This is a genomic window from Phyllobacterium ifriqiyense (assembly GCF_030817885.1).
In the GTDB taxonomy this organism is placed as follows: domain Bacteria; phylum Pseudomonadota; class Alphaproteobacteria; order Rhizobiales; family Rhizobiaceae; genus Phyllobacterium; species Phyllobacterium ifriqiyense.
The window spans coordinates 3,039,121-3,054,376 of the sequence record NZ_JAUSZT010000003.1 but is presented as its reverse complement, the minus strand read 5'-3'; the positions used below and the strand labels follow the sequence as shown (position 1 = coordinate 3,054,376).

17 protein-coding genes are annotated in these 15,256 nt (G+C 52.4%); 6 read left to right on the top strand and 11 right to left on the bottom strand.

The genetic code is table 11. The features are described from left to right. Positions 1 to 31: 31 nt before the first annotated feature. Positions 32 to 472: a DoxX family protein gene (locus QFZ34_RS22510; protein WP_115052718.1), complete on the bottom strand. Its 441-nt coding sequence runs from the start codon at positions 470 to 472 to the stop codon at positions 32 to 34. Positions 473 to 562: 90 nt separating this feature from the next. Next, on the bottom strand, positions 563 to 2,086 hold the full coding sequence (locus tag QFZ34_RS22505; RefSeq protein ID WP_307285800.1) for a sensor histidine kinase: 1,524 nt from the start codon (positions 2,084 to 2,086) through the stop codon (positions 563 to 565). A gap of 237 nt (positions 2,087 to 2,323) precedes the next feature. On the opposite strand from QFZ34_RS22505, the gene QFZ34_RS22500 reads away from it, so the two are divergent. From QFZ34_RS22500 to QFZ34_RS22485, 4 genes are all read left to right on the top strand, one after another. Further along, the gene (locus tag QFZ34_RS22500) at positions 2,324 to 2,884 is read left to right on the top strand and encodes a thermonuclease family protein (RefSeq protein ID WP_307285797.1); all 561 of its coding nucleotides are present in this window, start codon (positions 2,324 to 2,326) and stop codon (positions 2,882 to 2,884) included. Beyond that, complete coding sequence (locus QFZ34_RS22495; protein WP_307285794.1) at positions 2,881 to 3,492, top strand: glutathione S-transferase family protein; 612 nt, start codon at positions 2,881 to 2,883, stop codon at positions 3,490 to 3,492. Before QFZ34_RS22500 ends, QFZ34_RS22495 begins: the two co-directional genes overlap by 4 nt. A 15-nt stretch (positions 3,493 to 3,507) precedes the next feature. Continuing rightward, the gene (locus tag QFZ34_RS22490) at positions 3,508 to 4,128 is read left to right on the top strand and encodes a uracil-DNA glycosylase family protein (protein ID WP_307285791.1); all 621 of its coding nucleotides are present in this window, start codon (positions 3,508 to 3,510) and stop codon (positions 4,126 to 4,128) included. A 109-nt stretch (positions 4,129 to 4,237) separates the two neighbouring features. Beyond that, on the top strand, positions 4,238 to 4,732 hold the full coding sequence (locus QFZ34_RS22485; RefSeq protein WP_115052723.1) for an Lrp/AsnC family transcriptional regulator: 495 nt from the start codon (positions 4,238 to 4,240) through the stop codon (positions 4,730 to 4,732). Positions 4,733 to 4,786: 54 nt separating this feature from the next. Here QFZ34_RS22485 and QFZ34_RS22480 read toward each other — a convergent pair whose 3' ends face one another. Further along, on the bottom strand, positions 4,787 to 5,656 hold the full coding sequence (locus QFZ34_RS22480; protein WP_115052724.1) for an NAD(P)-dependent oxidoreductase: 870 nt from the start codon (positions 5,654 to 5,656) through the stop codon (positions 4,787 to 4,789). Between the two features lie 58 nt (positions 5,657 to 5,714). On the opposite strand from QFZ34_RS22480, the gene QFZ34_RS22475 reads away from it, so the two are divergent. After that, positions 5,715 to 8,168, top strand: a complete 2,454-nt coding sequence (locus QFZ34_RS22475; RefSeq protein WP_307285786.1) for a penicillin acylase family protein — start codon at positions 5,715 to 5,717, stop codon at positions 8,166 to 8,168. A 9-nt stretch (positions 8,169 to 8,177) separates the two neighbouring features. Here QFZ34_RS22475 and QFZ34_RS22470 read toward each other — a convergent pair whose 3' ends face one another. The 8 genes from QFZ34_RS22470 to moaA form a co-directional block, all read right to left on the bottom strand. After that, positions 8,178 to 8,798, bottom strand: a complete 621-nt coding sequence (locus tag QFZ34_RS22470) for a glutathione S-transferase family protein (protein ID WP_115052726.1) — start codon at positions 8,796 to 8,798, stop codon at positions 8,178 to 8,180. A gap of 23 nt (positions 8,799 to 8,821) precedes the next feature. Next, on the bottom strand, positions 8,822 to 9,658 hold the full coding sequence (locus QFZ34_RS22465) for an ABC transporter permease (RefSeq protein ID WP_115052727.1): 837 nt from the start codon (positions 9,656 to 9,658) through the stop codon (positions 8,822 to 8,824). Next, the gene (locus QFZ34_RS22460) at positions 9,655 to 10,368 is read right to left on the bottom strand and encodes an ABC transporter permease (RefSeq protein WP_115052728.1); all 714 of its coding nucleotides are present in this window, start codon (positions 10,366 to 10,368) and stop codon (positions 9,655 to 9,657) included. The genes QFZ34_RS22465 and QFZ34_RS22460 overlap by 4 nt, the downstream gene beginning before the upstream one ends. A 103-nt stretch (positions 10,369 to 10,471) precedes the next feature. Continuing rightward, complete coding sequence (locus tag QFZ34_RS22455; RefSeq protein WP_307285780.1) at positions 10,472 to 11,263, bottom strand: ABC transporter substrate-binding protein; 792 nt, start codon at positions 11,261 to 11,263, stop codon at positions 10,472 to 10,474. Positions 11,264 to 11,499: 236 nt separating this feature from the next. Next, a complete protein-coding gene (gene mobB / locus QFZ34_RS22450) occupies positions 11,500 to 12,009 on the bottom strand; it encodes a molybdopterin-guanine dinucleotide biosynthesis protein B (RefSeq protein WP_115053268.1) in 510 nt (169 codons plus the stop codon). Continuing rightward, complete coding sequence (gene mobA / locus QFZ34_RS22445) at positions 12,006 to 12,635, bottom strand: molybdenum cofactor guanylyltransferase MobA (protein WP_307285775.1); 630 nt, start codon at positions 12,633 to 12,635, stop codon at positions 12,006 to 12,008. Before mobA ends, mobB begins: the two co-directional genes overlap by 4 nt. Positions 12,636 to 12,637: 2 nt before the next feature. Next, positions 12,638 to 13,516 (bottom strand): DMT family transporter, encoded by an 879-nt coding sequence (locus QFZ34_RS22440; protein ID WP_115052731.1) that lies wholly within the window; start codon positions 13,514 to 13,516, stop codon positions 12,638 to 12,640. Between the two features lie 134 nt (positions 13,517 to 13,650). After that, on the bottom strand, positions 13,651 to 14,640 hold the full coding sequence (gene moaA / locus QFZ34_RS22435) for a GTP 3',8-cyclase MoaA (RefSeq protein ID WP_307286592.1): 990 nt from the start codon (positions 14,638 to 14,640) through the stop codon (positions 13,651 to 13,653). Positions 14,641 to 14,877: 237 nt separating this feature from the next. Here moaA and QFZ34_RS22430 point away from each other — a divergent pair, with 237 nt between their 5' ends. After that, positions 14,878 to 15,255, top strand: coding sequence for a gamma-butyrobetaine hydroxylase family protein (locus tag QFZ34_RS22430; protein ID WP_307285770.1), 378 nt, complete (start codon positions 14,878 to 14,880; stop codon positions 15,253 to 15,255). Position 15,256: the final 1 nt, after the last annotated feature.

The following is a 15,256-nucleotide window of genomic DNA, read 5'->3' as shown; positions in this document are numbered from 1 at the left end:
TGGAAAAGGCCCGCCGAAACGGGCCTTTCAATCAGAACTCTTTGCCGATCTTGGCGTCGACCGAATGAGCGTTGGCGCCACGGAAGAGGAAAAACAACAGGACGAATGTCCAGAGAATGGATTTTTCCGCGCCAAAGAATCCTTGCCCGGCAGTAACCCAATGGAAATAGACGGTTACGATCAAAACGATGGTCGTTGCAAAAGCTGCCGGACGGGTAAACAAGCCGAGAACCAGCAGAATACCGCCGAAAAATTCCGTTATCGCCAAGAGCGGCGACCAGAAGACACCGGGATAAAAGCCGAGGCTTTCGACCATTTCGACAGAGCCGAATGGAGCGGCGATCTTGCCTGAGCCGTGAACGACGAGCAAAGCGCCAGCCGTTACACGCAACAGCGTTTCGGCGAGCGTGCCGAAATTTGAATAGATTGAGCCTAGAGCTGGTATGAAAAGTGGGCGGTTATTGACGGCCATTAATTTCGGGTCCCCGAATTGTTGCAATGCAGCAAGCAATGCAGGCCCGCTAACCCACTATCAAATAACAATAAGTTGAAGTGGAGTCTTCTAGGCAGCTTTTTGGGACTGTGACGAAGTCTTGTTCTTCCCGGCAGATGTGGCGATGCGGCTTCGTGGAAAAGTTGCGAGCGCTTCGGTTCCCTCGCGAAGCTTGGAGAAGAGATGGAACTCGCCATCGTGGACGTGAACCAACGCTTGAACGATGGGTAGTCCAAGGCCTGTTCCCTGCTCGGCAGTCTTTATGGCAATCGATCCCTGCCCAAAAGCGGACAAGACAATGGGAATTTCATCGGCGGGTATGCCCGGCCCGGTGTCGCGAACTGAAAGATATTGACCGCCGCCGGCGGTCCAGCCGATCTTCACGTAGACCTTTCCTTTTGACGGCGTAAACTTGACTGCGTTAGCCATGAGATTGAGCAGTATTTGCCGCAAGGAGCGTTCGTCGCCCATCATGGGGAGCATGCCGGATTCGAATTGTGCAATGAGCGTAATTTCCTTGTTACGCGCTTTCAAAGACATCATGCGAATGCACTCATCGGCAATTTCTGTCAGCATTACCGCATCTTCACTGAGTGTGTGACGACCTGCTTCAACGCGGCTTAAATCCAAAATCTCATTGATAAGATTGAGAAGGTGTTCACCTGAAGCGTGAATATCGCTGGCATATTCCCGGTATGTGGCGTTTTCGATCGGTCCCAATACTTCCCTGACCATGACTTCCGAGAAGCCAAGTATTGCATTGAGCGGCGTGCGGAGTTCGTGACTCATTGAGGCAAGGAAGCGTGATTTTGCAAGATTTGCCTCCTCTGCGCGCCGTCTTCCTTCGTCAGACATGGCATTGGCAGTTTCAAGTTCGGCGATCAGTGCATCTTTTTCCGCCTGAAGTGCCAAAGTGAGAACAACTGAATAATTGAGGCGCGTGGCAACGAGATAGAAAAACGTCAGGCCCGCCAGCAGCATTACAACCATTGTCGCCTGAGCAGGATCGCCAAGACTATCCGATACGGCGCTTATATAGGCGAGGATAGGGAGGGTAAATGCAATCGGTACAGCTAGGCGCAGAGCGGAAGAAAACACGGCGGTAATCGCCATTGCAAGAATGAGAACCACCGCTTTGATAATCGAAAACTGGCTGATGCCGCAGACTTCGCATTGGAGGAATATGAAATATGTCCAGCCAATGCCCGTCACAAAGTGACCAAGCAGATAGACAAGATGCCATTGGTGAATGTGACCGTCGCTAATGCTGGTTCTATTGATCTGGCGTGCAAGCAAGCCAAGCAGGGCGTAAAGGCAAATGCTGAAGCACGCCCAGATAATCATTTGCTGGCCGAACCCGGCAAAAATGCTGGTTACGGTGACGATGGCGATAAGCAAGGGAATAGTGGCGGCGTTGATGATCAACGCGCGCGTGTGCATGAACAGCAATTCCCGCTCGAAATGCTCGGTTTTTGGCCGCTGCATGAGGCGTTCCCGGGCACTGCGAACAACCACAGACATATCGCGGTTGCGCGGCTGCTTGCGCCGGTCAACTATGTTCTTGTCTGCATGGCTCGCGTCTAGTAGTGCCATAAGCCTCATTCCGGGTGAAACCGACCATTGGCTGCATTGCACCGCAAGCCCGTTCATAAATGATTAAAGCGGCGTAGATTGCGGTAAGAAAGCGAATCTATTCTTGGCGATAAAGGTAAGTATGAAACAACTTTATCAAGCGGGCAGGCCGTGAGAGGGCGGTTTCGCACCTCTCGACGATGGTCTGTAAACCGAACGGCGCCACGCTCGGCCATTCGCAAATTTTTCGATATCTGCTTGACGCTTATTTTCTTCGGATTGGTAGCGTTGCTCATAGCGCGCATTGATCAAAGATCACCGGCCATTGACCTTTCCGGTAACGCCTACGTGATTGACGGAGATACGCTGATAATCTCGAAACAGCATATTCGGCTGAAGGGTATCGACGCTCCGGAGCTTGATCAAACCTGCGGCAGGCAGCCATCGCTACGCAATTGCGGGCAGATCGCCCGGCAAGCTCTGCAAAAGCTCGTTGCCAGGACGGACGTGCGTTGTGAGGGACAGGGGCGCGACAAGTTTGATCGCTTTCTGGCAACCTGTTTTGCTGGCCAAATTAACGTCAACCGTATTATGGTCGAAACGGGCCAGGCTATAGCCTATGGCGATTATCGCGATGCGGAATTGCTCGCCCGTGGACGCAGGGTTGGCATATGGGTCGACGCATTTGAAACACCACAGGATTGGCGCAGAACGCATGATGGTGTTACCGAAACATCGCCACCTGAGCGAAACGTCGTCGCCGAAGCGATTGATACTGTCATCGCATGGGTTGTTGGATTATTGGGAGGTATCTGGTGAAATTATATGATGGAGGTCGCGCGCCCAACCCGAGACGCACGCGCATATTTCTGGCCGAAAAAGGACTGACTATACCGCTTGTGCCAGTCGACATGGGTGCTTTGGGCCATCGATCGAGCGAAATACAATCACTCAACCCTTTGCAAAGGTTGCCAATTCTCGAACTTGATAATGGTACGGTCATTACTGAATCCGTTGCGATCTGCCGATATTTTGAAGAGCTGCATCCGGAACCAGCCCTTTTTGGTCAGGGAGCACTCGGCAAGGCACGTGTCGAAATGTGGAATCGCCGCGTTGAACTGAATTTTTTTGGGCCAGTCTCGGCGGCCTTCCGGCACACGCACCCGGCCATGGCGGAATGGGAAGTCCCGCAAGTTCCGGAATGGGGTGAGGCAAACCGGCCCAAAGCCGTGAAGTTCATGGCTTTGCTGGATGAGCAATTGGCAACCAATACATTTATCGCCGGAGAACATTTTTCAATTGCCGATATAACATTGCTTGTCAGTGTCGACTTTCTGAAACCCGCCAAGATAACCATGCCTGACGAGTTCCAGAACTTGAAACGCTGGCATGAGGCGGTTTCCAGCCGTCCGAGCGCCAAGGCCTGATATTGGATGCTCGCGGTGGGTTCCATTGGTTTGGATGATCTGAGTGCGGCGATAAAGGCTTGCCGGATTTGCCGCGACAATCCGCAATATGGTTTGCCTTTGCCGCATGAACCAAACCCGGTTTGTGTGCCGTCGCCCGTCGCGCGCATTATTATCTGCGGGCAGGCTCCCGGTATTCGTGTTCATAATACCGGTGTTCCATTCAACGACCCATCCGGCGTGCGGTTACGTCAGTGGCTGGGCGTTGACGCTGAAACTTTTTATGACCCGCATAAATTTGCCATTGTTCCGATGGGATTTTGCTTTCCCGGCTACGATGCGCAGGGCGGGGATTTGCCTCCCCGGCGGGAATGCCGCCAAATCTGGCACGACCGGCTTTTTGCAGCCATGCCGCAAGTGAAATTGATCCTCACCATTGGACAATATGCGCAGGCCTATCATCTCGGTTCACGCCGCAAATCCAGCATGACCGATACGGTGCGCAATTGGCGCGAATATTTTAACGACCACACAACTCCTGCAATCCTGCCTCTGCCTCATCCATCATGGCGCAACAGTGGTTGGTTGAAAAAGAATCCCTGGTTCGCACAAGATGTTCTGCCCGTGCTTCAGCAGACGGTTCAGAATCTAATTTGATCCGTTTTCGGATGAAATTTTTTTACAATTGAAAAAGATTGGAATAATTTTCTTGTACGACGGCCGTTAATCAGCTCATAAAGTATCCCATTCCAAGGGGTAAGCAAACATGGACAGACTCGATAGAAAAATACTTCGCCTTCTTCAGGAGGATGCCACGCTGGCAGTGGCGGATGTTGCCAAGAAAGTTGGACTATCGACGACACCTTGCTGGCGGCGTATCCAGAAGCTTGAAGAAGATGGCGTGATCCAGCGCCGGGTCGCTATTCTTGATCCGGTCCGGGTGAACACGCGGGTGACGGTATTCGTTTCCATCCGTACGGGCGCGCACAATAATGAATGGCTCAAGCGCTTTTCAGAAGTGGTGCAGGAGTTTCCCGAGGTGGTCGAATTCTATCGCATGAGCGGCGATGTCGACTATCTGCTGCGTGTAGTGGTGCCGGACATTGCGGCCTATGATGCCGTCTATAAGCGCCTGATCAGCAAGATCGACATTCGGGATGTATCGTCTGCCTTCGCCATGGAGCAGATCAAATACACCACCGAATTGCCGCTGGACTATATGAGGATCGAAGGCCTCAACGAAAACCGGGAAGGAATTTAGAGCGGTTGCCGGCCATACGGGACCCAAAACCGATCCAACCCAAGCGCGGCTGGCTTACTTTTCCAGTCGCGCGAGCAGGGATGACGTGTCCCAGCGATTTCCGCCCATCACCTGAACATCCTTGTAAAATTGATCGACAAGCGCCGTAACCGGTAATTTCGCCTGGTTGCGGTCCGCCTCTGCAAGGCAGATGCCCAAGTCTTTGCGCATCCAATCAACGGCAAAGCCAAAATCATATTTACCGGCATTCATGGTCTTGTGCCGGTTTTCCATCTGCCAGGAGCCTGCGGCACCCTTGGAAATGACTTCGATGACTTTTTCGATATCAAGTCCTGCCTTCTTGCCAAAGTGGATACCCTCGGCCAGTCCCTGAACTAAACCGGCAATGCAAATCTGGTTGATCATCTTGGTCAATTGGCCTGCACCGGCATCGCCCATCAATCCGACCATTTTCGCGTAAGATTCGATGACTGGCTTGGCTTTTTCAAAAGCTGCCGCTTCGCCGCCTACCATGACGGTAAGCGCGCCGTTTTCGGCACCCGCCTGTCCTCCCGAAACGGGCGCATCCAGAAAATGGAACCCGCGCTTTATCGCTTCTGCGCTGAGCTCGCGCGCAACTTCCGCTGATGCCGTGGTGTTATCAATAAAAATCGCGCCCTTTTTCATGGAGTGAAAAGCGCCATTCTCGCCAGTCGTTACCGAGCGCAGATCATCATCGTTTCCGACACAGCAAAAGACAAAATCCTTGCCCTCTGCCGCCTTTTGAGGCGTGTCGGCATGTGATCCGGAAAACTGTTCCGCCCACTTTGCGGCCTTTTCCCCAGAGCGATTGAAGACTGTCACGTCATGACCACCCCGCGTCTTCAAATGCCCCGCCATCGGGTAACCCATGACGCCCAGACCAATAAATGCAACACTTGCCATTCAGTAATTTCCTCTGTCTTATGGCCTTCAATCAGGTCGATTTGCGGAGGTTAGAATATTGCGGCGCATCATCAAAGGCCTGCTTTGGATTGTTTTTTCACTTATACCTCTCGCTCTTCTCGCTTTTATCTTCGCTTATGCCTGGCTCGCAGGTTCGGTAGTACCGGCAACCGGTGAAACAAGCATTGCGGGACTGTCCGATCCCGTCACCATCACCCGCGATAAACATGCTGTGCCCCATATCACCGGCTCCTCGGTTGAGGACGTTTTCAGCGCGCTCGGGTTTGTGCATGCGCAGGAGCGCCTATGGCAAATGGACGTCACCCGCATGGCAGGGCGAGGCCGCCTGTCAGAGCTTTTCGGGGATAAGACCATTGCGACGGACGTCTTCATTCGCACACTTGGTCTTTATGAAGCCGCGCAAAGCTCGGCGGATTCACTGGCACCAGCCGATCGCGCGAAGGTGGACGCCTATGTGCGCGGTATCAATGCATTCATAGATAGTTCAGGGCCTTCTTTCGGGTCGAAATATTCGCCGGAATTCGTCATCCTCCAGCACTTCCCTGAACAATGGACAGCCGCAGATGTCATTGTAACGCTGAAACTGATGTCGGTTACGCTTGCGGCCAATATTGATGACGAGGTGCTGCGACTGAAATTTGCCCGTCTCGGAATGAATGAGCAAGAAATTGTGGATCTCTTGCCTCCTGTCGAAGGGGATACGCCGCCTCCATTGCCAAATTTGCAGCAATTGCTTGGTCTGCCTACAGGAACGATCAAGACGGGCGCGATTGAGGCGGAGAAACAATTTGCTGCGCTGAGCGATATCATGTCCACCGGAGCATCCAACAATTGGGTGGTTGGCGGAGCACGTACTGCCACTGGCAAGCCAATCCTGGCCAATGATCCGCATCTTGGTTTGACCGCACCCGCGATCTGGTATCTCGCGCATCTTCAGGTGAAGCAGCCGGATGGAACAGCGAAAAATCTTGTTGGTGTCACGCTTCCCGGCGCGCCGCTGGTTCTGCTTGGCCGTAACGACAAGGTTGCCTGGGGTTTCACCAATACAGGATCGGACGTTCAGGATATTTTCATCGAAAAGATCAATCCAGCCAATCCGGATCAGTATCAGGCTCCCGAAGGTTTTCGACCATTTGAGAAGAAGAGGGTGGAGATTCGCGTTAAAGGCAGTGAAACCGTCAGTTTCGATCGCCGTAGCACACGCCACGGGCCAGTTCTTCCGCCGGAATATCGCGGCCTTCAACACTATCTGGATGAGGGAACGGTTGCATCGCTTTCGTGGACTGTGCTTGCGGGGGACGATAAAACAATCGCTGCCGGATTGAAGCTTTGGGATTTCGCAAGCGTATCGGATTTCCAAAATGGCATGGCTGATTATGTTACGCCTATGCAGTCGATGGTCATCGCCGATGTTGACGGCAATATCGGTATGATCGCGCCGGGCAGAATTCCTGTCCGCGACCCTGCTAACCAGATTATGGGGCGTGCGCCGTCTCCCGGTTGGGATGCCGTTTACGACTGGAAAGGGTATATTCCCTATGAGGAATTGCCGCGCGCCTATAATCCAGCGGATAATGTTCTGGCCACTGCCAATACCAAGATGGTTGATGCCAACTATCCGCACTTCCTGACCTTTGACTGGGATGAACCATGGCGCTTGGAGCGGATCAAATCATTGATCTATAACGCCAATCAACAAACGCTGGAAACAAACCGGATAGTGCAGGGCGATGTCTATGCAGGCGCCTATGCTGTTCTGACTCCTGCCATGCTCAAACTTGTTGAAGGCCGCGATGATGTTGATCTGACGGCGATAAAACAATTGAAAGAATGGGACTTCATCGAGGATCGTGCGCGCACCGAGCCGCTACTGTTCAATGCGTGGCTGCGGTTTGCGACGAAACGCATCCTTGAGGACGATCTGGGCGACGCTTTCCCGTCCTATTGGCAGGGCCGCGTCGATGCCATGATGCGTTGGCTTGGACAAAATCCGGGACGTGATTGGTGTGACAATGGACGCACGCCCGAGAAAGAGAGTTGCGGCGACGTGCTGGCGCTTTCACTTGGCGACGCGCTGAAGGATATTGAAACGCGGCTTGGCAGTGATCGTGCAAAATGGAACTGGGGTGCATTGCATTATGCCTATAGTGCCCACCGCCCCTTTGCTCAGGTCAGTCCACTCGACAAATTATTCAATGTTACCGTACCTGCTTCAGGTGGCGCTTATACGTTAGATCGGGGCAAATCGACGTTCACCGATGAGAGCAATCCTTACCGCGCGACCCATGGGTCGAGTTATCGCGGATTATTCGACCTTTCGGATCTCAACCAGTCCACCTATATCCAGACTACTGGTCAATCGGGCAATGTTTTCTCGTCCAACTATCGTGATTTTGCGGAGAAGTGGTCGAATATCGAAGCAATTACGATTTCGACGGATGAAGCCGTTTATCAGGATGGTTTGCAGGGGATCTGGCGTTTGAACCCTTAATGACGCTCCTCAAGTGAGGGGAGTCATTACCGATTTCTGATAGGCGGGGCGGGTTTTCAGCCGCTCATACCAACTCTTCAGATGTGGCAGTTCTGGACGATCAATCGGCATTTCAAACCAGGCATAGGCGAAGCAGCCGAGCGGAATATCGCCGATGCCGAACTTTGAGCCCGACAGATAGGGTTGTGATGCCAGAGCATCATCGACCATCGCAAATAATTTGCTACAGTTTTGAAAACCGGTTTCCTTGGCCGCAAGATCCTGCTTGTCTGGCGCCAAGCGTACGACATTCCAGAACAGATCACGGAACGGAAGCGCAAGCGAGGATGTTGTCCAATCCATCCAGCGTTCTGCTTTTGCGCGTTGTCCCGCATCGGCAATAAAAAGCTCCGAAACGCCATATTGAGCGGCCAGATAACGGACAATCGTATTGCTTTCCCAAAGGATCAGGTCGCCATCCTCTAGTGTCGGCACAAGTCCATTCGGATTTTTGGCACGATATTCCGGATCACTGACTATGCCAAATGCGCCGCCAGCAGCGATATTTTCATAGGGAGCGCCTGCTTCTTCGGCAGCCCACAGGACTTTTTTGACGTTGGTCGAATTTGTTCGACCCCAGATTTTGAGCATGAGATTCTCTTTGTGATCGGGTTTTAGCGAGTCAAATGGCGGGTGATGCGGCGTTCCATCCAGTCCCATAAATGGCGCAAAGCTTCAACCAGCAATAGATATATGATTGCAGTCCAGAGATAGGTCTGGAAGTCAAAGGTGCGTGAATAGGCCAGTTTGGTATAGCCCATAAGATCATAGACTGAAATCAGCGCCACAATAGCCGAGCCTTTGATCATCAGGATCAATTCATTGCCGTAGGGCCGCAAAGCTACGATCAATGCCTGAGGCAAGATGACTTTGCGGAATGTCACAAACTTGGAAATACCCAAGGAGGCTGCGCCTTCCCATTGCCCCGGTGCAACGCTGCGAACAGCGCCGCGCAGGATTTCCGCCTGATAGGCGGCGGTGTTTAGTGCAAAGGATAGCAATGCGCAGTACCAGGCTTCGCGAAAGAACCCCCAAAGCCCGATCGCCTGAAGTTCTTTGCTGAACGATCCAAGGCCGTAATAGATCAGGAAAACCTGAGCGATCAGCGGCGTTCCGCGGAAAAAGTAGACATAGAAATAGGCTATGGAGGATATGACCCGATTTTTACTCATCCGGCCAAGCGCAATCGGAACAGAAAGCACTGCACCGATAATCACTGATGCGAGGACAAGGGTTATTGTGGTCCAAAGCCCGGACAGGTAAGTCGGAGCATATTTATCGATAAGTTCTCTGTCCCAGGCGACGAAGAGAAAATATATCAAACCGACGATCAGAGCCGTCCAAAGGCCTACCAGCACATGGCCGATAATGCGTGTTTTCGTCCATGGCTTGGGCGGCGATGGTGGTCGGCGCACTGCTGCTGCAGAGGGGGCGATTGCATTATCGGTCATCTTTTTGCCCCGCTCTTGGCCGCCCAGCGATCAATACCGTTAATGACGAATGATGAAAGGATGCCGAGTATAAGGAAAATGAGACAGGCGGTTCCGTAGAACAGGAAGGCTTGCTTCGTTACACGTGCCGCCACTGCAGTCTGGCGCAAAATATCCGCAAGGCCGATGGCCGACACAAGCGCCGTATCTTTCAGCAATATCAGCCAGAGATTACCTAGACCGGGCAGGGCGATACGGATCAATTGCGGCAGGATAATCTTGCGCATGGTTTGCCCATAGGAAAGACCAATCGCATAGCCACCTTCATATTGCCCTTTGGGAATAACACGAAATGCGGAGAGAAAAACTTCGCTTGCATAGGATGAGAAGACCGTGCCCAAGGCGAACATGCCCGCGATAAAGGAGTTTATCTCTATGGCACCGGTATAACCGAGCAATTGACCGATTTTTTGAACGCCGATCTGTCCGCCATAATAGACCAGAAACAGCGTCAACAGCTCGGGCAAGCCACGAAATATCGTCGTGTACATATTGGCGGCGAGTTTGACCGAAGGTTCTTCTGACTGTTTACCGAGGGCGACGAAAAATCCGATCGCCAATCCCAAAGGCAGGGTGGCAAGCGCCAGCGTCACAGTGACAAGAATTCCGCTGGCTATGCTCAGGCCCCATCCGCCTTCGCCAAAACCCAAGAGTGCTATTGAGCCTTCCATAGGCAACTTTCATATCTCGCGGGCAATTCCCCAACCCGTCATTTTTGTAAGTTCGCAGATGGCAGTTTTATCCGCCATCTGCCTGTCAGATCAACTTTTTATCTTAGTTTTCTGCACCATATACGTCGAACTTGAAGTACTTATCGTTGATTTCCTTGTACTTTCCGTTCTTGCGGATCGCGGCAATCGCTTCGCTGAACTTGTCTGCCAGAGCAGTATTGCCCTTTTTGACAGTCACACCAGCACCTGGGCCGTGAATCGCGATATCAGGGGTAATTGTACCGAGGATCTTGCAGCAAGAACCGGCATCACTGTCCACCCACTGGCTAAGTACAACTACGTCATCCATAACCGCGTCGATACGACCGTTTGAAACGTCGAGCTTATACTCGTCGGCAGTCGGATACATTTTGATGTCAGAGCCGCTATATTTGGCTTCAGCAAAGTTGGAGTGGCTTGTCGAACCTTGAACGCCAAGGGATTTGCCCTTCAGCGATTCCGGTGAGACATCCTTGATATCGGAATCTTTCGGTACAGCGATTGCTGGCGGCGTGTTGTAGTATTTCTTGGAGAAGTCGACCTGCTTCAGACGTTCCGGGGTGATCGACATGGAAGCGATAACAGCATCGAATTTGTCAGCCTGAAGTGCTGGGATCATTCCATCCCAATCCTGCGTGACGAAAGTGCAATCTGCCTTCATCTCTTCGCACAGTGCCTTGCCAATATCGATGTCGAAACCTTCAAGCTTGCCGTCCGAGGTCAGATTGTTGAAAGGAGGGTAAGCTCCCTCGGAAGCGATTTTGATCTTCAGCGCATCCTGTGCATGGGATGCGCCCATGGTTAAGGCGAGGGCTGCAGCAGAAATCGCGATTGCGAGACGCTTGGTTGTACGCATTTATTTGAACCTCTCTTTTATAAGCCCGGCTGTTCCCCTGTTTTTTCTGGACAGCCTTCCGAGCAAAGTCGCAGTTTACGTCACTGCTCCTGACACCGATATTCCCACTAGTTTTCAAGGAAAAGCAACCGGGAATCGTGTGCCGTTTAACGAATCCGACCGTAAAAATTCCCGATATTTGAGGCCTCTATATTTTTATTTCACACATACGGGATGAAAAGACACATTCAAACACATCAAACGCGAAGTCCCGTTTCACGCTCGATCATATCGGCGAGCCCATTAACGTCATCAAGTTCAAAAACCGGCACGGTTTCATCATTTAAGGCGTGGTCACTGGCAACAGCGACGATTGTCGGATCGCCTGCCGTCAGGGGCTCGCCGGAGCGGCCTTCCTGACGCCGTGTCTCGATCTTCTTGTGTCCCTCGCGTTTATATCCCTCAATCAATATGAGGTCGCAGGGTGAGAGTCGCTCCACGATGGTGGCCAGCGACGGCTCAGCCTCATTCGTCAATTCGTGCATCACCGCCCAACGGCGACCGGAGACAATCGCAACTTCGCCAGCCCCGGCTTTGCGGTGGCGATAAGAGTCTGTGCCTTCCTTATCGATGTCGAAATCGTGATGCGCATGCTTGATCGTCGACACTTTCCAGCCCCGCCGCGTCAGTTCTGTAACCAGCTTGACTGTCAGCGTGGTTTTCCCAGAATTTTTCCAGCCAGTTATGCCGAACAGGCGAGTCGTCATGTTGAGGGCGTCCATCGCTTTTGCGCTTCGAGAATATCTTCCTGCGTATTTATGTTGAAGAAGGGGTCGATGGGCTGGTCTGTTTGCGTCGTTGTCAACGGAAACTCAAAGCTCTTGTGTGGGTGCGCAGCGATCCAGCTCATCACTCGGCGGTTTTCGTCATCAGCCAGCCATGCACGGAGTTCACCACGTGATGAAATCGGCCATATGCCAAAAACAGGGTGAATCCGCTCGGCCGACGATGCAATTACTATCCTATCTGGTGCATCGGCGATTTGCTGACTCAGTTTTTCACAAAGATTATCCGGGAAGAAAGGCGTATCGGTCGCAACCGTCAAGATATGCGAAAAACCATCGCTTTGGGTTGAGGCCCATTCCATTCCCGCCAGTATCCCGGCCAAGGGACCGGCGTAACCGGCAATTTCATCCGGGATAATCGGAATGCCAAGATCGCGAAAATGTGCAGGATCATTATTGGTGTTGAGAGCTAGAACCGGTAGCTGGCGTGCCAGACGCTGGTGAATATGGTCGATCAGTCTGCCCGTGCCGAAGGGTAGAAGAGCCTTGTCAGACCCATTCATGCGGCGCGATTGTCCGCCCGCCAGAATGATACCCGCTGTTTTCAAGATCAGACTCCGTCGGGTGAAGACGCTGCCGCAGTGGCTGCTGGCTTTGCGCGGCTCACCATCTGCTCACGATAAAGCGTATATAGACCGCTGCCAATAACTATGATCGAGCCGATTATCATTGGCATATCGGGCAAATCACCGAAAAACAGGAAGCCAAGAAGGATTGCCCATAGAAGGCTCGTATAACGAAACGGCGCAACGAACGAAATTTCACCTTCGCGCATTGCAAGAATGAGAAAATGATACGCTGCCATCACGCAACAGGCAGCAAGAATCAACAGAAACGTATTTGTGGTCGACATGGGTGTCCAGCCACCCAGCGGTACAATCATCGCGGCACCGGCGACGCCAACGCCGACCGATGTCAAAGCGGATATCATCAGCACGGGTATGGTTTTGGGAACTCTGCGGGTTGCAAGGTCTCGTAACGACGCAAAAATCACCGTAACCACAATCAGCAGAACATAGGGGCTCATTCCTTCCTGGCCGGGACGAACAATTATCAGAACGCCAGCAAGGCCTATGATGATGGCAACCCATCGACGCCAACCCACGGGTTCTCCGAAAAACAAGGCCGCACCGAGTGTGACCAGAAGCGGTAATGATTGAAGAATGGCGGATGTTAGCGCCAGCGGAATGTGAACGAGTGCGATAAGGAAGGTGATTGTCCCAACGACTTCTCCAATAACGCGCAATATCGTCATCTTATGAAGCGCCTGCCGGATCGGGATCAGCATCCCCTGATACCAGGCCAGAGCCACGATTAACACTGTCGCTATGGTGCTGCGAACCAGCATGACCTGGCCCATGTTCATTTCTTCGGCGACAAATTTCACTGTCGCGTCATTGAAAGTGAAGCACGCCATGCCGATAGCCATGTGCAGACTTCCGCGCAAATTGGGAGATAGCGCCAAGATTTTTTACTTCCGCTGGGCAGGACGATTCTCCTCCAGAATCGCTGTCATTGATATATCAACGAAAGCAATATTGTGCATGCGGAATCTTTGGAATTTTAGCCGCCGGTCACGCTCATATGGCGGGAAACTGCCGGGCGATTATGGCGGCGGTCAATAATGAAGTCATGGCCCTTCGGTTTGCGGCCGATAGCTTCGTCAATAGCGTTGCTTAGGAGCTCGTTGCCTTCTGATGCCCGCAAGGGAGCACGCAAATCTGCTGCATCCTCCTGGCCGAGGCACATATAAAGTGTCCCGGTACAAGTCAGGCGAACACGATTGCAGCTTTCGCAGAAATTATGCGTCATCGGCGTGATGAAGCCGACGCGACCACCCGTTTCCGGAATTTCGACATAACGGGCAGGGCCACCCGTCTTGTAAGGAATATCGTTCAGCGTGAATTCTTCCCGCAGCCTTGTTCTGAGCAGCGACAAGGGAAGATATTGGTCCGTTCGGTCGAGATCAATTTCGCCCATTGGCATGGTTTCGATAAGTGTCAAGTCCATGCCGCGTCCATGTGCCCAGCGGATCATGTGCGGAATTTCGAGATCGTTGAAATCTTTGAGCGCGACAGCATTCAGCTTGACCTTGATTCCAGCGTCCTGCGCAGCATCAATGCCTTCCATCACTCGGCCAAGATCACCCCAACGTGTGATGGCCTTGAACTTTGCAGCGTCGAGCGTATCCAGCGATACATTGATGCGTTTTACCCCAAGGTCCGCCAGTTCATGCGCAAACCGCGCGAGCTGTGAGCCATTTGTTGTCAGCGTCAGTTCATCCAAAGCGCCTGAACGCAAATGTCGGGAGATCTCGCTGATAAGATGCATGATATTCTTGCGCACCAATGGCTCACCACCCGTGAGCCTTAGCCGTTTCACGCCTTTTTCGATAAAGGCAGTGCACAGACGATCCAGTTCTTCAAGCGTCAGAAGTTCTTTCTTCGGTAGGAATGTCATATGTTCCGACATGCAATAGGTGCAGCGGAAATCACAGCGATCCGTTACCGACACGCGCAGATAATTAATCGTCCGCCCGAAAGGGTCGATCATGCTTGTCTGCGTTGGCGTCTGGTCGAATGTTGCCAAATGGTTCAAGAGCTTCCTCCTCACCCAGAGATAGTGCGGCGTCAAGGACTTGTCCAGTTATTGCGAATGGCGTCTATGCCTTATAGCTGAGACGTTTTCGCACATTTGCTTATAAGGATCGGCGGAATTAAGAGGCGCCGTCTTGGCGCTTGCAGCAATCAACGACAACGCCTACACCAAATAAAAACAGGGATATCAGCAATGACCGATGCTTGGCCAAAGGAACTACGCGTCAGCAAGGATCGAAAGTCGCTGGTCGTTACATTCGATAATGGCGAGCGTTATGATTTAAGCGCTGAATTGCTGCGCGTGGCATCGCCATCTGCGGAGGTGCAGGGGCATTCTCCCGAGCAACGCGTGACCGTCCCCGACAAGATCAATGTCGAGATTGCCAAGATGGAGCCTATTGGCAATTACGCAGTGCGAATCACGTTTGACGACATGCATGACACCGGCCTGTTCAGCTGGGACTATCTGATCGATCTTGGCCGGAATAAGGACACACGCTGGCAGGCATATCTCGACGAGTTAACGCAAAAAGGCCTTAGCCGCGATCCGGTCAGCCGGAAACACTCATAAA